The following is a 19,355-nucleotide window of genomic DNA, read 5'->3' as shown; positions in this document are numbered from 1 at the left end:
TGGAGTGGTGACCACCATCTTCAGCAAGCGCGTGGGTGAGACCGGCCGACGCATCGTGTTCCTCCACGGACTGTTCGGCCGCGGCAAGAACTTCACCCGGATCGCCAAGGCGCTCGCCCCCGAGTTCTCGAGCCTGCTCGTCGACCTGCCCAACCACGGAGACTCCGATTGGACCGCAGCGTTCGACTACATCGAAATCGCCGATGCAGTCGCGGATCATATCGCCGAGGTGACCGAGCCCGAACAGCGGCCGGTGCACCTGGTGGGACATTCCCTCGGCGGCAAGGTCGCCATGGTCCTCGCCCTGCGCCGCCCCGATCTCATCGACCGGCTCGTCATCGTCGACATCGCCCCCAAGGCCGGCGGATCCACTGGCGTCTTCGAGCATCTGCTCTCGAGCCTGGCCGACCTCGACCTCGACCGAGTGGAATCGCGCACGGACGCCGACGTCGCCCTGCAGGAGCCGATTCCGGAGGCTGCCACCAGGGGATTCCTGCTGCAGAACCTGCGCCCGACCTCGTCAGGCTATGCCTGGCAGCCCAACCTCGAACTCCTGTACTCGAGCCTCGATGCCATCGGCGACTTCCCGGATATGGGCGATGCGCAGTTCGACCACCCTGTCTTGTGGGTGGCAGGCGAGGACTCCGAGTACATCAGCAGAGATGACCTGCCGCAGATGCGCGCACTGTTCCCGCGGACCACACTGCTCACCGTCAAGGGCTCAGGACACTGGGTGCATTCGGAGAAGCCGCAGGCCTTCGTCTCAGCTCTGACCACTTTCTTCGGCAGATCCTGACGAAGGAATATGCTGAAGAGGTCCGACGTTGCCCCAACGAGCTCGTCATAGTCACCTATGTTTCAGGAGGAATGCGTGAGCACTTCGATCCCGGTCGATGGCACACCGAAGTTCGCCGAGTACGCGGACGGAACACGACTGGTCAGCACCGAATGGGTTGCTGAACATGCCGGCGACCCCGGACTCGTCATCGTCGAAAGCGACGAGGATGTGCTGCTCTACGAGACCGGCCACATCCCCGGAGCCGTCAAGGTCGATTGGCACACCGAGCTCAATGACACAGTGACCCGCGACTACGTCGATGGCGAAGGCTTCGCAGCGCTCATGTCCGCCAAGGGCATCTCGCGAGATGACACCATCGTCGTCTACGGAGACAAGTCCAACTGGTGGGCAGCCTACGCCCTGTGGGTGTTCACCCTCTTCGGCCACGAAGACGTCCGGCTCATGGACGGCGGACGTGCCAAATGGCAGGCAGAGGGCCGTGAGATGACGACCGAGAAGCCGAAGCCCGCGCCCACCGACTATCCCGTCGTCGAACGCGACGACTCGGCCATCCGCGCCTTCCTGCCCGAGGTTCGCGACAGCCTCGGCGCATTGCCTCTTATCGACGTGCGCAGCCCCGAGGAGTACTCCGGCGAACGCACCCACATGCCCGCCTACCCGGAGGAGGGCGCCCTGCGAGGCGGTCATATCCCGGGCGCGAAGTCCATGCCCTGGGGCAAGGCGGCCAATAAGGACGGCACGTTCAAATCCGCGGCCGAGCTCAAGGAGCTCTACACGGAGCAGGCCGGTCTGGGAAGAAGCGACGAGGTCATCGCCTACTGCCGCATCGGCGAACGCTCCAGCCACACCTGGTTCGTTCTCAAACACCTGCTCGGGTACGAGAACGTCCGCAATTACGACGGGTCCTGGACCGAATGGGGCAACGTTGTGGGCGTGCCGATCGCCACCGGTTCCGAGCCCGGGGAGGTGCGCGGAGCCTGATGACCGCCGAAACCGCGCCCGAGACCGCCGACCTGCCGGAGGGCCTGGCAGACATCGTCAACGACTTCGCCGACACCGAGACCGATGACCGTCTGCAGCTGCTGCTGGAGTTCGCGACCGATCTTCCCGAGCTGCCCGCGCAGTACACGGATCATCCGGAGCTGCTCGAGCCCGTGCCCGAATGCCAGTCGCCGATCTTCCTCGTCACCGAGGTCGAGAGCCCCGAAGCCGGGGACGAAGCGGTCGTGCGGCTGCACTTCTCCGCGCCGCCGGAGTCGCCCACGACCCGCGGGTTCGCCGGGATCCTGCACGATGGCCTCGACGGTGCCACTGCCGGGACGATCCTGTCGGTCCCGTCGGATCTGCCTCTGCGGCTGTCGCTGTCGGCAATCGTCAGCCCGCTGCGACTGCGCGGAATGAGCGGAATGCTCTCGCGCATCCAGCGACAGGTGTCCGAGAGGATCGGCAAGATCACAGCCGGTTGAGCCTCATATCGCTTGGCTGAGATGGCCGCGTGAGTTACAGTGTGGTTAGCCTGCCCTTAGTCGCCGCACTCGAGAAGGACCATCAGATGACCGGTTCCGCCACCGCTTCTGCGGCGAAACCGCACACTGACAGCGGTCAGCCCGCTGGTCGGAAACTGTGGTTCAAGCGTGTGGTGGGGCTGGTGACCGCCTGCATCGTGCTCATCGTCGTGGTGCTGGCCTCACTGGCCATCGGTGCCCGCGACATGCCCGTGTCCGAAGTCCTCGGCGCGTTCTTCTCACCCAACGGCAGCGATGACCAGCTCGTCGTCCTCGAACTCCGCCTGCCGAGGACCGTGCTCGGCGTCCTCGTCGGCATGGGGCTGGGCCTGGCCGGAGGCCTCATCCAAGCCCTGACGCGCAACCCCTTGGCGGACCCCGGCATCCTCGGCGTCAACGCCGGAGCCTCCTTCGCTGTCACCATCGGAGTCGCGTTCTTCGGAATCACCTCGATCACCGGCTATATCTGGTTCGCCTTCCTCGGCGCGCTGATCGCCACGATCGGGGTCTACATCATCGGATCCTCGGGACGCAGCCGCACGGTCGACCCGATCCGCCTCACATTGGCCGGAGTCGCCGTGGCCGCAGTGCTCACCGGGCTCACCAAGGGGATCCTGCTCACGAATGAACGCGCATTCGACGCGTTCCGGTCGTGGGACGTAGGTGCGATCGCCGGCCGCGACTTCGACACGATCACCGCGATCCTGCCGTTCATGATCATCGGCATCGTACTCGCCCTGGCTTTGTCCCATTCGCTCAACGCGGTGGCGCTCGGGGACGATCTGGCCGCCAGCCTGGGAACCTCGGTCAACCGCACTCGAGTGTTCTCCATCCTCGCCGTGACCCTGCTGGCCGGAGCGGCCACGGCAGCCGCCGGCCCGATCGGCTTCATCGGACTGATGATCCCGCACATCGCTCGGTGGATCGTCGGCACCGATCAGAGGTGGATCCTCGGATACTCTCTCGTGCTCTCTCCCATCCTGCTCCTGGCCTCCGATGTGATCGGAAGAGTGGTGATGAAACCCGGCGAACTCCAGGTCGGAGTCGTCACCGCATTCGTCGGTGCACCGGTGCTCATCGCCCTGGTCCGTCGGAAGAAGGCGAGCGGTCTGTGAAAACCAGCCATCTTGCGGTGCAGGAACGCACACTGAGTCCTCATCCGAGAACCCTGCCGGGGGAGAGGGTCGACTTCGGTCGGCCGATGCTGCGTGTCTTCGGCGTTCGACTCGACATGCGCGTCCTCATCACCGCCGGCATCGTGGCGCTTCTCGCTCTGGCCTGCGGATTCGCCGGTCTCATGCTCGGGAAGTTCTCCCTCTCCATCGGAGAAGTCTTCCAAGGCCTGTTCGGGATGGCGGACAAGCGCATCGTCAACACCGTGGTCGGTGAGTGGCGCGCCCCGCGTGTGCTCGCCGGCATCGTCCTCGGCGCCGGGCTCGGAGTCTCCGGAGCCGTCTTCCAGTCGCTGACTCGCAATCCACTCGGCTCCCCGGACATCATCGGTTTCTCCACCGGGGCCTACACCGGTGGAATCGTCACCATCATCGTCTTCGGCACGAGCTTCGTCTCGACCGCCGCCGGAGCGATCATCGGTGGACTGCTCACCGCCGTGATCGTCTACATGCTCACCTGGAAGGGCGGAGTCCAAGGCTTCCGCCTCATCATCGTCGGCATCGCTCTGACAGCGATGCTCAACGCCTTCAACACGTGGCTGATCCTGCGGGCCGACCTCGAACTGGCCATGGCCGCGGCCACCTGGGGTGCGGGAACACTGAACGGGATGGGGTGGTCGACTATCGCTCCCGCCGCTGTCGCCACCGTCGTCCTGGGACTGGCCTGCGGACTCTTCGCGCGTGACCTCGGGACCCTGGAGCTCGGCGACGACGCTTCCAAAGCCTTGGGGGTGCGCAACGAGCCTGTGCGCGCAGCCCTCATCGTCGTCGCGGTGGCGCTCGTGGCAGTGGTCACGGCGGCTGCCGGACCGATCGCGTTCGTGGCATTGGCCGCCCCGCAGATCGGACGGCGGATCGCCAAAGCGCAGGGAACCAGCCTGCTCGCCTCTGCCGCTGTCGGTGCTCTGCTCCTCGTGGCCGCCGACCTCATCGCTCAGCATGCCTTCGGCGACATCCAACTGCCCGTCGGCATCATCACCGTGAGCATCGGCGGAATCTATCTCATCTGGCTCCTCATCCAAGAAGCTCGGAAGGCATCATGAGCACTCTCAACGCGGACACACACTCGCCCCTGGTCGCCCAGCATCTCGATCTGGCCTATGACCACCGCGAGATCGTGAGCGACCTCGATGTGGCCATCCCCGACGGGAAGTTCACAGTCATCGTCGGTCCCAATGCGTGCGGGAAGTCCACTCTGCTGCGGGCCCTCGCCAGGCTGCTCCCTCCCGCTGACGGTGCAGTGCTGCTCGACGGGAACAACATCGCGAAGATGAAGACGAAGAAGATCGCCCAGCGTCTGGGGCTCCTCCCACAGACATCCATCGCTCCGGAAGGCATCACGGTCGCTGAACTCGTGGCCCGCGGCCGCCACCCGCACCAGTCGTTTCTCCGTCAGTGGACCGATGCCGACGAAGCAGCCGTGCTCTCGGCACTGCGAGCGACGAACACCGAAGAGCTGTCGTCGCGACAGGTCGACGAGCTATCCGGCGGTCAGCGCCAGCGGGTCTGGGTGGCCATGGTTCTGGCCCAGGAGACCTCGCTGCTGCTGCTCGACGAGCCGACGACCTTCCTCGACGTCGCCTTCCAGATCGAGCTGCTCGACCTGTTCTGCCAGCTCAACCACGAGTACGGCCACACACTCGTCGCGGTGCTCCACGACCTGAACCAGGCCTGTCGCTATGCGGATGAGATCATCGCGATGAAGGACGGCGAGATCGTCGCCCAGGGCAGACCCGAGGAGATCATCACCGCCGAACTCGTCGACGAGGTCTTCGGCATCAGCTGCACCGTCATCGACGACCCCGTGACCGGAGCGCCGATGATTGTGGCGGGTATGCCGAAGAAGACCTTCGCCGACAGGTGAGCCGGATGCGGACTGCATCTTCAGCTGCGCCGATCACGGGGAAGTGACGAAGCAGATCGCGCCCGGTGCTCAGGACCAGTTCGCGAGGTAAGAACTCACTTTTGTGCGGCTCTGACCAGCCCGGTGATCCCCAGCACAGCACTCACGGCGACGGCGCCCCAGATCGCACCGAGGACGAGGGAGAAAGCGGTGTTCACCAGCCAACCGAGAAAGCCACCGACAGCGGGAATCGCTGCGACGGGCGTTTCGAGATGGTGGACGAAGCCGTAGAGGACGTGGAAACCGAGTTCATCGGTGCCGACGAGGATGATGTGCCCGCCGACCCAGAGCATGGCGAAGGTGCCGACGACGGAGAGCAGGGCGAGCAGCTTCGGCATGGCGCCGACGAGGAAGCGACCGAACTTCTGCGGACCTTGAGCGTCCTTCGTCGCCAGGTGCAGACCGATATCATCCATTTTGACGATGAGTGCGACGACGCCGTAGACGCCGATTGTGATCGCCAGGGCGACAAGGACCAGAATGAACGCTCGGCTCGTCAAAGACTCCTCGGCCACCTCGTTGAGCGCGATGACCATGATCTCGCAGCTGAGGACGAAATCGGTCGTGATGGCCGAGCGGACGATCTTCTTCTCTGCTGCGGCGCCGTCGGAGGCGTTCTCTTCCGTTTCGTCGCTGTGGGCCTCACGGCTCTTCTCATGGTGGGCGATCCAACCGAACTTCTCGAAGATCTTCTCGGCGCCCTCGAAACACAGATAGGTGCCGCCGATCATGAGCAGCGGAGTGAGGAGCCAGGGCAGGAACTGACTGAGCAGCAGGATGATCGGCAGAATGATGACGATCTTGTTGACCAACGAGCCCAGGGCGATGCGCTCAATGATCGGCAGTTCGCGTTTCGGGCTGACCCCTTCGACGAACTTCGGAGTCACCGCTGCATCGTCGACGACGACGCCGGCGGCCTTCGCGCCGGCACGCGATGCCCCGGCAGCGACATCATCGAGGCTGGCAGCGGAGAGTTTGACGAGAGCGGCGACATCGTCGAGGAGTGCGATCAGACCCCCGGCCATCTATCGGCCTTCGTTGGTATCGGCTGAGCCGGGCGGCTGCCGGAGCAGAACACCGAGGTGGTTGTCGGCCGTGTCGAAGAGGTTGAGCCGATTCCCATCGGGTTCGACCCGACGGGCCTTGGGCACCCAGGTGAGCATTCCCGGCGCGGCCATGAGCGTTGTCATGGACGGTGCGATCATCAGGCCTTCGGCTTCCTCCGACCACGAGGTGGCGATGGCATTGGCCCCGTCGCTGCCGCGCACCGTGCCGTCCTCGAGGAATGCGAGGAAGGCTCTGTCGTTCTTCTCGGCCGCCCAGCGGCCGACTACCTCATGTGTCATTTGTCTTCCTTCTCCAATCCGCCGATGACCTTGCCGTTGCTGTCTTCGACCTTCATGACATTGCCCTCGATCGTGGCCGTGGATGCCTTGCTCAACCAGGGGTCGACGCCTGCGCAGGCTTTCTGAGTGGTCATGAACGATTCGATGATGATCTCGTCTCCCTCGACCTTCCACGTGGTCGCGATCGCATTGCAGCCGTCCGAGCCTTTGAGGGAACCGTCGTCGGAGAACTCGAGGAAGGGATCTCCCTTCTCAGGAGAGGTCCACTTGCCGACGGGGTCGATCGTCGACGCGTCCTTGCTCGGAGACGCGGCCCCGGTCGACTCGCTCGGAGCCGAGGAGCTCGGATTCCGGGGATCGACCCCAGTGTCACATGCGGCGAGCGGAAGCGTGAGCGCCAGAGCGGCCACCCCGAGCGCAAACCTGCTCAGATTGCGCGAAACGGCCGTCGTTCGAAGCGGTGTGTGGTTCGACATGCCCTGATCATAACGGCCGCGGTTCGACGGGACCTGTACGAACGTCGAACTCGGGCGAAGAAGTGACTTCTGTAAGTTGTGTTCACCTACAACTCACATTGTCCTTGCCATGCGTCGTGACCAAACCGTAATCTTTCACACGGTTGAAAATCTGACACCGAAGATGCGCCCCACCGATCGGTGAGCCGTGTTGAGGAGCCGGACAATCGAAGCACCGACAACGATCAAGGAAATCAACAGTATGCAGAAGAAACTCGTTCAGAGTTCACTGGCACTGAGCGCCGTTGCGGCGCTGGGCCTGGGAAGCGCATTCGTCGCCTCTCCCGCGATGGCCGACAGCGCCCCGCAGAAGCTGGATCTTCAGAGTGAAGCTCAGGTCCAGAAGGCACTGTCCGGAATCGAAGGCGTCAACGCCTACGGTGCCGACGGCGGCAAGCTCAACATCGGCGTCGCCGAGAAGACCGACGAGGTCAAGGATCTCGAGAAGAAGTACAACAACATCAAGGTCACCGAGGGCGTCAAGGAACTCAAGCCCTACGCGAAGAACGACCTCGTCGGCGGTTCCGGATACCTCGTCAAGGCCGGCGAGGCCGGTGGCGCCTGCTCGACAGGTTTCACGGGCTGGGACGGAGATGGCAAGCCCGTTGTGCTGACAGCCGGACACTGCTCGAAGATCATCAACGAAGAGACGAACGAGTTCGACGGCGACACCACTGTCGATCAGACCGAGAAGCCGTCGACCTCCGAGGCCAACGGGGGAGAGGGCTTCCAGGCCTCCGGCAGCGGCGTCATCGGCAAGTGGGGCTTCCACAGCTTCGGCGGCGACCTCCTCGAAGGCTCCGACCAGAACAAGTGGCCAGAGCCCAGCGAGTCCGACATCGACTTCGCCGTCATCGACGTCGATGAGTCGAAGTACAACGTCAAGAGCGGTATCACCGACTGGAAGACCGCCGACTCGGACGAGCTGGCCAAGTCGACGACCGACATCACGAAGGTAGGATCGCACAAGGACGGCTCGATCAAGAAGTCGGGCCGGACCACCGGCCAGACCGAAGGTGAAGTCCTCCCTCGGTCGGAATACAATTTCGACTACCAGAACGTCGGCGGCCGCTGGGTCCACGGATTCGGCGTGACCGCACCGGCTGACAAGCCCTTCTCGCAGCCCGGCGACTCGGGCGGCGGCGTCTACCAGGGTGAGACCGCCGTCGGTGTCATCTCCGGTGGCGGAAACCTCGATGCCGACACCTCATTCACTTGGGTCGCTGACCTCGACCACTCGCTCGAGCAGTCCGGTACGGACTTCAACCTGGAGAAGCCGGGCGAAGAGACTCCTGAAGCACCCGATGCTCCGAAGGTCGAAGACCAGACCATCGAGCCCGAGGAGAAGATCACCGGCAAGGCCGAAGCCGGCGCCGAGGTCAAGGTGTCGTGGAAGGCCGCTGAAGGAAGCGAGTCCGGCACCGAGGCGGCGGAGGGAGACTCCGAGACGGTCAAGGCCGATGAGAACGGCAAATTCTCCGTCGAAGGTCCTGAAGAAGCCGGCGACTACAAGGGCGTCGCGACGGCATCTGCTGAGGGACAGCAGTCCAAGAAGACCGAGTTCGACCTGACCGTCGAGGAGGAAGAGACTGAAACTCCTGCTCCCGCTGAACGCGAGATCAGCGTCGACCCCAAGGAGATCGCTGCCTCTGAGTTCGTGAAGGAAGACGAGGGCGTGACTATCACGGTCAAAGGCTTCGATGAAGGCGAGAAGGCGACCCTCAAGGTCGCTTCAGGTCCTGAGAACGTCAAGGGCATCACCCTCAAGGAAACCGCGAACGAGAACGGCGCTGCTGCATTCGCCATTTACGGCACGAGTAAATCCGATCCCTCGGCCTACCTCGGCAAATATGATGTCCAGGTCACCGGCGCCAACGACGCCGAAGACGAAGACGCTCTGACGGGCTCCTTCGAGGTCGTTGCCGATGAAGACGGCAACGGCGGCGGCACCGGCGGCGGTGACGACGGCAACAACGATGGTGGAAACAACGACGACGGTAACAGCGATAATGGCAATGGTGACGGCGGATCCGATCTGCCTCGCACCGGTGCCGAGCTGACCGGCCTCGCCGCCGGAGCGGGCCTCCTCGTCGTAGGTGGAACCGCAGTCGTTCTGACGATGCGCCGCCAGAAGAAGAACTGAATCCAGCGCGGCTGACCGCCTGACGGTCCGCCACTGCTCGATACCGATGCCCCTGGTCGTCTGACCGGGGGCATCGGCTATTCAAGGTCGCCGGGGAGCAAGGGCCAGGAAGCCATCTCCTTCTACGTCGCCTGCAGTTTCGTACATTTAGTTCACAGTTTCGGTACTACTTTCTTGGTAGTCGATGAGTGGAGCCCGTAACCTTACCGTGACTTAGGTCATCGAATTGTGACATTGTTCCCTCAAAAAGAGAGACGGCTACTTATGCAGAAGAAACTCGTGCAGAGTTCGCTGGCTATGACAGCGGCTGCGGCACTGGGTCTCGGCGGCGCCTTCGTTGCCGGTCCCGCAATGGCGGATGAGCCAGAAGCGCTGGAAATTCAGAGCGAAAGCGACTTGCAGAATGCTGTCGCCGAGCATCTGACGGAGGACAGCGGAGAAATCCCCGAAGAGATCGGCCGGTTCGGATTCAGCGGAGGACACCTGAAGCTTGGCGTCACTGAAAAGACAGCTGAGGTCCAAGAGCTTGAGAAGAAGTACGACAACGTCGATGTGAAGGTTGGTTCTCAGTACGCGTCGTTCGAGGCTCAGGCAGCGAAGGATCTGGTCGGCGGAGCTGGGTACCTCATGGAATCGCCCGAGGCTGGAAAGGTCGGAATCTGTTCAACTGGGTTCGCCGGCTGGGACAGCAAGGGAAACCAGGTTGTCCTTACGGCAGGACATTGCGCGGAACACACTGATGGGGCCGGTAACCCTGCAGGAACAAATCCAATTCTCGACATGGAGTTGCCCTCCGCCGCCAAAGCGGCTGGCGGCGAGCAGACTGCGCCCGCCGAAGTCGGGTCCCCAGGAGAGTGGGACTTCTACCAGTACGGTCTTCCCGGCGTAGAAGCACCCGCAAATGAAGACGAAGAGAAGCTGGCGATCGATTTTGCATCATTCAAGGTCTCTGGCGATTTCACCAACCATGCTGAAGTCACTGACTGGACGACTGCGGATGAGGACGACCTGTCACTGAGCACTACTCCAGTGAAATCAATCGGTGACCCTACAGTGGGTGCAACCGTGTCTAAGTCGGGCCGGACAACCGGTAAAACTTCAGGCACTGTCGCGACTGGAGTTGACGACGATATGCCGTATGCAGCTGTCAGCGATCGGGTGGTTCATGGCTTCCAAGTCGATGCTAATGACGGCGTGTTTAGTCAGCAGGGAGATTCCGGCGGTGCCGTTTACCAGGGTGAAACTGCCGTCGGCGTTATTTCGGGCGGGAACCCTGACGGAAGCATGGGATGGGTTGCGGACCTTAAGAATTCGCTCGAAAAGTCAGGTGTGGACTTCCAGCTGACCAAGCCGGATGACGGCGGCGACGATGCTGAAAACGACGCTGACGCGGACGCCGCCGCTAACGATGCTGAAGCTGATTCCGGTGCTGACGGTGAGGATGCGGATTCTTCCTCAGCCGCGGACGGTGATGAGGCGAATGCGGATGCTGATGCCAAGGGTTCTGATGCCGACGCCGATGCCGACGGCAAGGACTCCGACGGAGCCGACGATGCCGACGGCAAGGACGCAGACGCTTCCTCCGGGGCAGATGGAAAGGACGACAAGGCCGACTCGGACGCCGACGGCAACGAAAAGCCGGAAGCTCCCAAGGTTGGAGACCAGACAGTCGTCGAAGGCGGACAGATCACCGGACAGGCCGTTCCGAACGCCGAAGTGAAGCTGACTTGGAAGCCCGCCGGCGCCAATGCAGGATCGTCACAGGCCTCTGCTCAGGCCGCGCCTGCACAGGGAAGCACGACCGTCAAGACTGACGCCAATGGTAAGTTCACCGCAGAGGCTCCTGCCGAAGCCGGTGACTACAACTACACCGCAGTCGTTCATGCCAACGGTCAGGACTCGGCAGCCACCGAGTTCGTGGTGACCGTTGAAGCTGAAGAGGCCCCGGCCGAGCGCAAGCTGAGCATCGAGCCGAAAGAAGTTGCTGCCTCCGACTTCGTCCAGCAGGACAAGGGCGTGCAGATCACCGCTGAAGGCTTCGACGAGGGCGAAGAGGTCACGCTCGAGGTCGTTGCCGGTCCGGAGAACGTCGAAGGCATCACCCTTGACGAGGTCGCGAACGAAGACGGAGTCGTCGGATTCTCCATCTACGGCACCAACGCCTCCGACCCCTCGGCTTACCTCGGTAAGTACGATCTCCAGGTCACCGGTGCCAACGACGCCGAAGACGAAGATGCTCTGACAGGCTCCTTTGAGGTCGTTGCCGATGAAGACGGCAACGGCGGCGGAACCGGCGGCGATGACGACGGCAACAACGATGATGGAAACGGTGACGGCGGATCCGATCTGCCCCGCACCGGTGCCGAGCTCACCGGCCTGGCCGCCGGAGCCGGACTCCTCGTCGTAGGTGGAGCCGCAGTCGTGCTGACCATGCGTCGCAAAAAGAACAACTGAGGTTGAACACCACGGTCTCAGGCTGACCGTTTGAATGAAAGTGCCCCTGGTCGCTCGGCCAGGGGCACTTTCTCAACTCACGCCCAGTCTGGGCCGCTACGTTCGCTCATACCGAAGATCAACAGGCAGTGGGTGGTGCCCGCAGGCGCGGTCAGGAAGGAGCCTCGGATGAGCCTTGAAGACGATCCGTTCGACTATCAGGTCACCAAGTCAGGAGTTCTGCTCATTCGCCGAGGCGGCCGCACCGTGATGGAGCTGGGCGGAAAGAAGGCTGCGGCGCTCATCCCCAGGCTCGGCCGCGACGCCGACAGCGACCAACAGCTGCTGGCCCGCGTGACGGGCAACTACCGCCACGGAAACGAACGACAGATTCGCGGCGACTGAATCTGGCTGGACGTTCGTTCAGCTATTGATAGTGTTGTGACATGAGTCAAACGCCCTCCAGCGAATTCGTCCGTGCCACCGCCGTCGAGCGACAGGGCGACCACACCTTCACCGCCGAGCTCGATGCCGGGTGGAAAGTGGGAGGCGCCGTCAACGGTGGATACCTCCTCGGAGTCGCCGGTCGGGCGTTGCGTGACCTCAATCCGAGTACACCGGATCCGTTGGTGATCTCCACTTTCTACCTCGGACCGAGTACGGAAGGACCTGTCGACATCTCGACGCGGACACTGCGGGAGGGCAGATCAACGGCGAGCTACGGGATCGAACTGTCGCAGAACGGAGCGCCGACTATCTCAGCGATGGCCACGATGGGCAACCTCGGCGCGCTTCCCGACGATGTTGCCACCACCGCCACCCCGCCGCAGCTTCCCCCTCCGGATGAGTGCATCAGCGTCGCCGAGGCCAGCGACGACTTCCACAAGGCCGCTCCGATCATCGACTGTTTCGATATGCGTTTGGACCCGGCGACCGCTGGTTTCGCGGTGGGCAAGCCCAGCGGCCGCGGGCTGCTGCAGGGGTGGATCCGCTTGATCGATGGGGCGGACCCGGATCCGCTGTCGCTGCTGACCTTCCTCGATTCCTTCCCGCCGGTGATGTTCGATCTCGACAGATTCAACTGGGCGCCGACCATGGAGCTGACCGCGCATGTCCGTGCCCTGCCGGCCCCCGGGTGGATCAGCGCACGCATCTCCACCCGAAACATCGCTGGGGGCATGTTCGAAGAGGACTGCGACCTCTGGGATTCGACGGGTCGACTGGTCGCGCAGTCGCGGCAGTTGGCACGACAGCCGCGCGGCTGAGGAGAAGCAGCCGACGTCCGGTTGCGACCGTCGTGCAGCCGGCGGGCGCACATCCCATAGGGTGGGGAGCATGACGAACTCCTCGATGTCGGACACAGTGACTGCGCCGGCGCGCCCCAAAGGGCTCATCCCGCTCGATCTCATCCGCGGCTTCCTCATCGGCAGCGCCGAGCTCGTTCCCGGCGTCTCGGGCGGCACAATCGCGCTCGTCACCGGCGTCTACGACCAGCTCATCGACTCCGCCGCTCACGTCGTGTCGGCGGCCAAAACGCTCGTCACCGGACCTCATCGTGTCTCCGGTGCTGTGGCGGAGCTGCGGCGCACCGATTGGTTCCTCGTCGTTCCTGTACTCCTCGGCATGGCGACCGCCGTGTTCACCGTCGCCGGTGTGATGGAGTCCTTCGTCACCGCCGAGCCCGAATTGGCGCGGGGACTGTTCTTCGGCCTCGTTGCAGCCAGCATCGCAGTGCCTCTGCGGATGCTCCCGTCACGCACCTCGCGCCAGCCCATGCTCCTCGGGGTCCTCGCATTCCTGGCCGCGGCTGCTCTCGCCTTCTGGATGACGAGTTTGGCTGGGGGAGCCGATGTGGAGAACCCACCGCTCATCGCCGTGTTCTTCGTCGCCTCGATCGCGATCTGCGCACTCGTGGTCCCCGGCGTCTCCGGGTCGTTCTTCCTGCTCGCTGTCGGGATGTATTCGACCACCCTGCGCGCTGTCGACTCACGCGATTTCGGATACCTCGGAATCTTCATGCTCGGAGCGGTCCTCGGCCTGGCGGTCTTCGTGAACATCCTGAAGTTCTTCCTCCACAACCATCGGTGGTGGACGCTCATCGTCATGGCCGGACTGATGTTCGGATCGCTGCGGGCTCTGTGGCCCTGGCAGACTGCCGCCGAAGTCGGTGCAGATGGTCAAGCCCACGGGGCAGGCGGCCTGCTCGCACCCGTCGACCCTGTGCTCGGCCCGATTCTTCTCGCCGTTCTCGGCGCAGTGGTCGTCATCGCGCTCATCATCATCGAGACCATCTTCACGCACTCGGAGAAGGAACCGGCCAAGCAGCCCGGACAGCAGCCGTGAACATCAAGATCTGCTCTCTCGACTCTCACGTAGAGTGAGAGAGACAGCAGTAACCTCTGAAGAAGGAGAGAATCAAGTATGGCCAACACAGCATTTCAGGGATCTCCCGTCAAGACCGTCGGTGAACTGCCGACCAAGGGCGAGCAGGCGCCAGCCTTCAGCCTCGTCGGTGGAGACCTCGGCGAAGTGAACTCGCAGGACAACTCGGGCAAACGCGTAGTGCTCAATATCTTCCCCAGCCTCGACACGGGAGTCTGCGCCGCCTCGGTGCGGAAGTTCAACGAACTGGCGGCCGGACTGGAGAACACCGCCGTTCTCTGCATCTCCAATGACCTCCCATTCGCCCAGGCACGCTTCTGCGGAGCCGAGGGCATCGAGAACGTCGTCGTCGCCTCCGGATTCCGCAGTTCGTTCGGCAAGGATTACGGCATGACCATGGTCGACGGCCCATTGGCAGGCCTGCTGGCGCGATCTGTCGTCGTCCTCGACGAGAAGGGCACAGTGACCTACACCCAGCTCGTCGACGAGATCACCACCGAACCCGACTACGACGCGGCGATCGAGGCTCTGGGAGCCTGACCGCAGCCGCTGGTCGAAACGTCGACCCGCAGACTCAGTGATCACAGAGCCGGGTGGGATGCTTGGATGCGTCCCACCCGGCTCTCACATGTCGATGACACCGACGGGCAGAGCGTAGTCGACCCCGGCGAGTTCTCCGCCGGACGTGGTGATCGAGGGAATCATGTCCTTCGGCGCGGGATGATCGCTGAGCGCCTGGAGATAGATCTGATGCGCCTCCAATGAGCGCACACCGCGATCGACATGCTCGGCCGTGAGAGCGACGGCGTGAGTGGGCTCGGCTCCGTTGATCAGCAGGCGAGCGGCCTTCCACGCCTCAAGCCCTTCGTCGTTGAGTTCGGTGAAGATCCACGGATTGTCGGCGTCGCGGATCGCATCGGCGGTGGCGATGCCGGCGTTGCGATGATCGACATGGTTGAGCCCCCACCTGGCCTTGAGTTCGAAGTTGGTCACCATCACCGTGTCCGGCCGGAACTCACGGATCTTCCTCGCAATGGCACGACGCAGTTCGTGGGAGGGTTCGACGAGCCCATCGGGGAAATCGAGGATCTCCAGATCGTCGACACCGACGATGGTGCACGCTCGGCGCTGTTCGGCCGCGCGCAGCGGGGCGACCTGTTCCGGGGACATATCCCGGATGCCGGCTTCGCCGCGAGTGAGCAGCAGGTAGGAGACCTTCTTGCCTTCATCGGTCCATTTGGCCACTGCCGCAGAGCCGCCGTATTCCATATCATCGGGGTGGGCGACTACGCAGAGCACACGATCGACATCGGTATCGTCGAAGAGCGGGAGTTCAGTCATGACACCAGGCTATGCGTCCGCACTCAGTTCTGCCAGAGACGGTCGCCGAGGACGGGCGTGGGTACGATGAGGGAGACCGTCCGACAGTGTGGAGGCCGAGCGTGAAGAACAGACTGCTCCTGGTGGGCACGGTGGTCCTGAGCCTGTGCCTCGGAGGGTGTTCGGCGATCAAGGTCAGCAGCTCCGAAGACGCCGCATCGAAACCGGCGCGAGTGGGCATCAGCGACGGGCAGTCGACTCCCACGTCCAGTCGGACCGATTCGCTGGTTCCAGAGGGAATGACCGAGACCGCCGTCGACCTCGGCACCGAATGTCCGGTCGATGTCAGTCTTGCGCTGAGCCCGGAATGGGTCGACGAATCCGGATACGACGGGTATCGACTCTATGCCTCCGCCTCGGGTGCGCTCATCACGGTCAACTGCTTCGAAGACGACGAAGGGTCGGCTCAGGAGCTGGTGCAGAAAGCTCGCGAGCGAATGTTCAGCACCTCGGGATCGGCGAAGGTCGGCGAAGCATCGGGGTCCCTGAGCGGGGGAGAGTATTGGGCCGTCCACGGCACGCTCGCACCCGACGACATGCGGGCGGTCGACAAGGAGGAGTCCGTGATCTACGGAGTCGTCGTCGGGACCTCCGTCGAGGGGCGCCTTTTCAAAGTCAGCGTCGACATGCTCGCTCAGGCCGAGGACACGAAGGCTCAGGAGCAGTTCAGGCAGATGCTGCCGACTGTCCGACTCGACGGGCACGGGATCGAGACTCCGGACCTGCGCTGAGTGATCTCAGCCTTCTGCCGCGTTTCCGGTTGCGTCCTCGGCTGCCACAGGCATGGTCTCCGAACGGGACGTTCGTCGTGGTCTCCGACCTCCGTGCATCCGTTTGAGGAGCTCTCTGGCAGCGATCCTGCCGGCTCGGGTGGCACCCACCGTCGAACTGGCTGAGCCGTAGCCGACGAGGAAGATCCGCGGATCATCTTTGACGGCCACCTCGGTGTCCATGGCGATTCCGCCGTCGGGAGTGCGCAGATGCAGAGGCGCGAGATGTTTGAGCGCGGCTCGGAAGCCGGTGTTCCAGAAGATCACGTCGACCTCTTCGGTCCGCTCACTCGTGAACGGGGCCCAGGATTCGGGCACCGCAAGATGGTCACTGGCGGATGGTCCGAGTCCGTCTGCAGTGGTCGTCTGCCGACCGTCCTCCTGGCCGGGGAAGTGGACGCCATGTGGGAGCACCCGGTCGAACATGCCGCGTGAGACCAGCACGCCGGAATCGACGCCGTCGCGGAATTCGGGACGGATCGGCAGGCCCGTGGTGCGGACGACACTGGCCGGGGCGAGCCCGGACAGGGTTCTGTCGCGTACCGCCTTCTCGACTTCGAGACCCCACTGGCCATCGAACTCTCTGGCCGTGAAATTCGGGGGACGGCGTGTGGCCCAGAGGGTGTCGGTCACCTCGGAGAGCTGGAGCAGGAACTGCGTGGCGGAGATGCCTCCGCCGACGACGAGCGTGCGCAGGCCGCGGAAGTCATCCACCGTGCGGAAATTCACCGTGTGCAGCTGATGCCCCTCGAAATCCGCGATTCCGGGCACATAGGGCACATAGGGCTGCGTCCATGTGCCGGTCGCGTTGATGATGAAGTCGGTCGACAGCCGCACTCGCTCATCGTCGATCTCGGCGGTGATCTCGAGCCTGCCGGTTCCGCGTTCCTGGGAAGTGACGGCGGCCACCTCGGCGGGACGAACGACGCAGAGTTCGAGTTCACGCTCGAACCGGGAGTAGTAGTCGGAGACCACCTGCGAGGCGGGCACATTCGGATCCGGTCGACCGAGCGGGAATCCGGGCAGGTCCGCCACATGGTTCGTCCTCCCCAATGTCAGCGAGTCCCATCGCTCGCGCCACGCCCCGCCCGGCCCGGCTCCGGCATCGAGGACGATGAAGTCTCTGCCCGGGACCAGACCGTCGCGCCACAGGTAGTGTGCTGCGGACAGTCCCGCCTGGCCGGCGCCGATGATGACGACGGACCAGTGGGAGTCGATGAGGAGCTCATTGATTCGGCACACCATGGCCTCATTGTTCCAGGTTCCCATCGACCGTGCTGTCGGCGGGCGTGCCTCTTCGCCGCCTCGGGTGCCAGGAAGCAGCGAGGCTGGTCATGGCCGCGATTCGGATTGACCGGTCCGGCGAAGAGGAGAAAGATGATCCGGTGACCTCCGAACCGAATACCGTATCGAACCCCTGGCGAGCACTGTGGGCGCTGTGCCTCGGCTTCTTCATGATCCTCGTCGACTCGACGATCGTCTCCGTCGCCATGCCCGACATCATGGAGTCCCTGAACGCCGATATCAATGCCGCCATCTGGGTCACCTCGGCGTATCTCCTCGCCTATGTGGTGCCTCTGCTCATCACCGGCCGACTGGGGGACAGGTTCGGCCCGAAACGGGTCTATCTGGTCGGACTCGTCGTGTTCACCCTCAGCTCCCTGTGGTGTGGGATGACCACCAGCGTCGAAGCCCTCATCATCGCCCGTGTCATCCAAGGGGTGGGTGCCGCCTCGATGACGCCGCAGACCATGGCTGTGATCACTCGGATCTTCCCGCCCGACCGGCGAGGGGCCGCGATGGGAATGTGGGGTGCCGTCGCGGGTGTCGCCACCCTGGTCGGACCTATCCTCGGCGGGGTGCTCGTCGATGCCTTCGGCTGGGAATGGATCTTCTTCATCAACATCCCCGTCGGCGTCATCGCCCTGGTGATGGCCATCTGGCTCGTACCCAGCCTCGAGACACACCCGCACCGGTTCGACTGGTTCGGCGTGGTGCTTTCGGCCGGCGGAATGTTCCTGCTGGTCTACGGCATCCAACAGGCGCACGGTGCCGGTTGGGGACCGCTCATCGGTCCGGTCACGGTGCCTTTCGTCATCGCCGGCGGGGTCGTGGTCCTCATCGGATTCGTGCTGTGGCAGAAGGTCAACCGATCAGAGGTGCTTGTGCCTCTGTCGCTGTTCAAGGACAGGAACTTCACTCTCGCTGCGATCGCGATGACCACGGTCGGCTTCGGCGTGACGTCGATGGCGTTCCCGATCATGCTGTGGGCGCAGACCGTGCTCGGCTACTCGCCGACGCAGTCAGCGCTGCTGCTGGCTCCGATGGCGATCCTCTCCGGGGTGCTCGCGCCGTTCGTCGGCCGCCTCGTCGATCATGGGGATCCACGTGTCCTCGCCGGCATCGGACTCGGTGCCTTCTCGATCGCGCTGTTCTGGTTGGGGTCGATTCTCGACGTGCATACTTCGCTGTGGGCGGTCATTCCGCCGGTGCTGCTGTTGGGTGTGGCCAATGGCTTCATGTGGTCACCGATCAGTTCGACAGCCACGCGGAATCTGCCCCTGCACCATGCCGGGGCCGGTTCGGGTGTGTACAACACGGTGCGACAGGTGGGCGCAGTGCTCGGCAGCGCAGCGATCTCCGCAGCGATGGAGTCGCGTTTGGCCGCGAACATCGGATCGTCGAGCGGCGCTGTCGGTGGCGCCGAGGCGGGGACCGGTCCCGCTGCAGATGTGGCCGGAGGGACGTCGACAGAGATGCCGGAGGCGGTCGCCTCTGGGTTCGCTCACGCCATGGGGCAGTCGTTGTGGGTACCGGCAGGGCTCATCGTCATCGGTTTCGTCGCGGTCTTGTTCTTCGAACGGCCGAAGCCGCGAGTACGCGGCTGAGGCGCGAAGGTGCTCAGGCACAGTCAGGGCCGCGAGGATTCGCACCTGAGTTGCTTCACTTTAGTGTCCCCAACCCGGGCCTGTAGTTTTCGACGTGGCTGACGAGCTCGGCGGCCTGC

General features: G+C 63.6%; 19 protein-coding genes. 14 read left to right on the top strand and 5 right to left on the bottom strand.

The genetic code is table 11. The features are described 5' to 3' along the window. The first annotated feature begins 7 nt into the window (after positions 1 to 7). The 6 genes from IIE29_RS10590 (at position 8) to IIE29_RS10565 (ending at position 5,340) form a co-directional block, all read left to right on the top strand. Positions 8 to 796: an alpha/beta fold hydrolase gene (locus IIE29_RS10590; RefSeq protein WP_209325228.1), complete on the top strand. Its 789-nt coding sequence runs from the start codon at positions 8 to 10 to the stop codon at positions 794 to 796. Between the two features lie 75 nt (positions 797 to 871). Continuing rightward, on the top strand, positions 872 to 1,780 hold the full coding sequence (locus IIE29_RS10585; RefSeq protein ID WP_343071872.1) for a sulfurtransferase: 909 nt from the start codon (positions 872 to 874) through the stop codon (positions 1,778 to 1,780). Next, positions 1,780 to 2,265 (top strand): SufE family protein, encoded by a 486-nt coding sequence (locus tag IIE29_RS10580; RefSeq protein ID WP_209325226.1) that lies wholly within the window; start codon positions 1,780 to 1,782, stop codon positions 2,263 to 2,265. Before IIE29_RS10585 ends, IIE29_RS10580 begins: the two co-directional genes overlap by 1 nt. 86 nt (positions 2,266 to 2,351) lie before the next feature. Continuing rightward, the gene (locus IIE29_RS10575; RefSeq protein WP_209325225.1) at positions 2,352 to 3,419 is read left to right on the top strand and encodes an iron chelate uptake ABC transporter family permease subunit; all 1,068 of its coding nucleotides are present in this window, start codon (positions 2,352 to 2,354) and stop codon (positions 3,417 to 3,419) included. An 86-nt stretch (positions 3,420 to 3,505) separates the two neighbouring features. Continuing rightward, a complete protein-coding gene (locus IIE29_RS10570; RefSeq protein WP_216629730.1) occupies positions 3,506 to 4,519 on the top strand; it encodes a FecCD family ABC transporter permease in 1,014 nt (337 codons plus the stop codon). Next, the gene (locus IIE29_RS10565) at positions 4,516 to 5,340 is read left to right on the top strand and encodes an ABC transporter ATP-binding protein (protein WP_209325223.1); all 825 of its coding nucleotides are present in this window, start codon (positions 4,516 to 4,518) and stop codon (positions 5,338 to 5,340) included. Before IIE29_RS10570 ends, IIE29_RS10565 begins: the two co-directional genes overlap by 4 nt. A 95-nt stretch (positions 5,341 to 5,435) precedes the next feature. On the opposite strand, the gene IIE29_RS10560 is transcribed toward IIE29_RS10565, so the two are convergent. From IIE29_RS10560 to IIE29_RS10550, 3 genes are read right to left on the bottom strand one after another with little or no spacing between them, the layout of a single operon-like run. Then, on the bottom strand, positions 5,436 to 6,404 hold the full coding sequence (locus IIE29_RS10560; RefSeq protein WP_209325222.1) for a DUF808 domain-containing protein: 969 nt from the start codon (positions 6,402 to 6,404) through the stop codon (positions 5,436 to 5,438). After that, a complete protein-coding gene (locus IIE29_RS10555) occupies positions 6,405 to 6,725 on the bottom strand; it encodes an META domain-containing protein (protein WP_209325221.1) in 321 nt (106 codons plus the stop codon). It lies immediately after the preceding gene. Continuing rightward, positions 6,722 to 7,201 (bottom strand): META domain-containing protein, encoded by a 480-nt coding sequence (locus IIE29_RS10550; RefSeq protein ID WP_209325220.1) that lies wholly within the window; start codon positions 7,199 to 7,201, stop codon positions 6,722 to 6,724. The genes IIE29_RS10555 and IIE29_RS10550 overlap by 4 nt, the downstream gene beginning before the upstream one ends. A gap of 241 nt (positions 7,202 to 7,442) precedes the next feature. On the opposite strand from IIE29_RS10550, the gene IIE29_RS10545 reads away from it, so the two are divergent. From IIE29_RS10545 to tpx, 6 genes are all read left to right on the top strand, one after another. After that, the gene (locus IIE29_RS10545; protein ID WP_209325219.1) at positions 7,443 to 9,383 is read left to right on the top strand and encodes an LPXTG cell wall anchor domain-containing protein; all 1,941 of its coding nucleotides are present in this window, start codon (positions 7,443 to 7,445) and stop codon (positions 9,381 to 9,383) included. Between the two features lie 264 nt (positions 9,384 to 9,647). Next, positions 9,648 to 11,837, top strand: coding sequence for an LPXTG cell wall anchor domain-containing protein (locus tag IIE29_RS10540; protein WP_209325218.1), 2,190 nt, complete (start codon positions 9,648 to 9,650; stop codon positions 11,835 to 11,837). Positions 11,838 to 12,005: 168 nt separating this feature from the next. Beyond that, positions 12,006 to 12,221, top strand: coding sequence for a hypothetical protein (locus IIE29_RS10535; RefSeq protein ID WP_209325217.1), 216 nt, complete (start codon positions 12,006 to 12,008; stop codon positions 12,219 to 12,221). 41 nt (positions 12,222 to 12,262) lie between these two features. Then, positions 12,263 to 13,081: a thioesterase family protein gene (locus IIE29_RS10530; protein ID WP_209325216.1), complete on the top strand. Its 819-nt coding sequence runs from the start codon at positions 12,263 to 12,265 to the stop codon at positions 13,079 to 13,081. Between the two features lie 70 nt (positions 13,082 to 13,151). Then, entirely contained in the window at positions 13,152 to 14,159 is a 1,008-nt protein-coding gene (locus IIE29_RS10525; RefSeq protein ID WP_209325215.1) for a DUF368 domain-containing protein, read from the top strand. Positions 14,160 to 14,237: 78 nt separating this feature from the next. Then, the gene (gene tpx, locus IIE29_RS10520; RefSeq protein WP_209325214.1) at positions 14,238 to 14,738 is read left to right on the top strand and encodes a thiol peroxidase; all 501 of its coding nucleotides are present in this window, start codon (positions 14,238 to 14,240) and stop codon (positions 14,736 to 14,738) included. 84 nt (positions 14,739 to 14,822) lie between these two features. On the opposite strand, the gene IIE29_RS10515 is transcribed toward tpx, so the two are convergent. Beyond that, positions 14,823 to 15,539 carry a PIG-L deacetylase family protein gene (locus tag IIE29_RS10515; RefSeq protein WP_209325213.1) on the bottom strand — a complete coding sequence of 239 codons (717 nt, stop codon included), beginning with the start codon at positions 15,537 to 15,539 and terminating at the stop codon, positions 14,823 to 14,825. 101 nt (positions 15,540 to 15,640) lie between these two features. Between IIE29_RS10515 and IIE29_RS10510 the strand changes: the two genes are divergently transcribed. Next, positions 15,641 to 16,309 (top strand): hypothetical protein, encoded by a 669-nt coding sequence (locus IIE29_RS10510; protein ID WP_209325212.1) that lies wholly within the window; start codon positions 15,641 to 15,643, stop codon positions 16,307 to 16,309. Positions 16,310 to 16,315: 6 nt separating this feature from the next. Here IIE29_RS10510 and IIE29_RS10505 read toward each other — a convergent pair whose 3' ends face one another. Next, positions 16,316 to 17,617 carry an FAD-dependent oxidoreductase gene (locus tag IIE29_RS10505; RefSeq protein WP_343071871.1) on the bottom strand — a complete coding sequence of 434 codons (1,302 nt, stop codon included), beginning with the start codon at positions 17,615 to 17,617 and terminating at the stop codon, positions 16,316 to 16,318. Positions 17,618 to 17,733: 116 nt separating this feature from the next. Here IIE29_RS10505 and IIE29_RS10500 point away from each other — a divergent pair, with 116 nt between their 5' ends. Further along, positions 17,734 to 19,236: a DHA2 family efflux MFS transporter permease subunit gene (locus tag IIE29_RS10500; RefSeq protein WP_343071870.1), complete on the top strand. Its 1,503-nt coding sequence runs from the start codon at positions 17,734 to 17,736 to the stop codon at positions 19,234 to 19,236. Positions 19,237 to 19,355 lie beyond the last annotated feature (119 nt).

It is taken from the genome of Brevibacterium renqingii (genome assembly GCF_017808095.1).
In the GTDB taxonomy this organism is placed as follows: domain Bacteria; phylum Actinomycetota; class Actinomycetes; order Actinomycetales; family Brevibacteriaceae; genus Brevibacterium; species Brevibacterium renqingii.
This window is presented reverse-complemented; position numbering and strand designations above follow the sequence as displayed.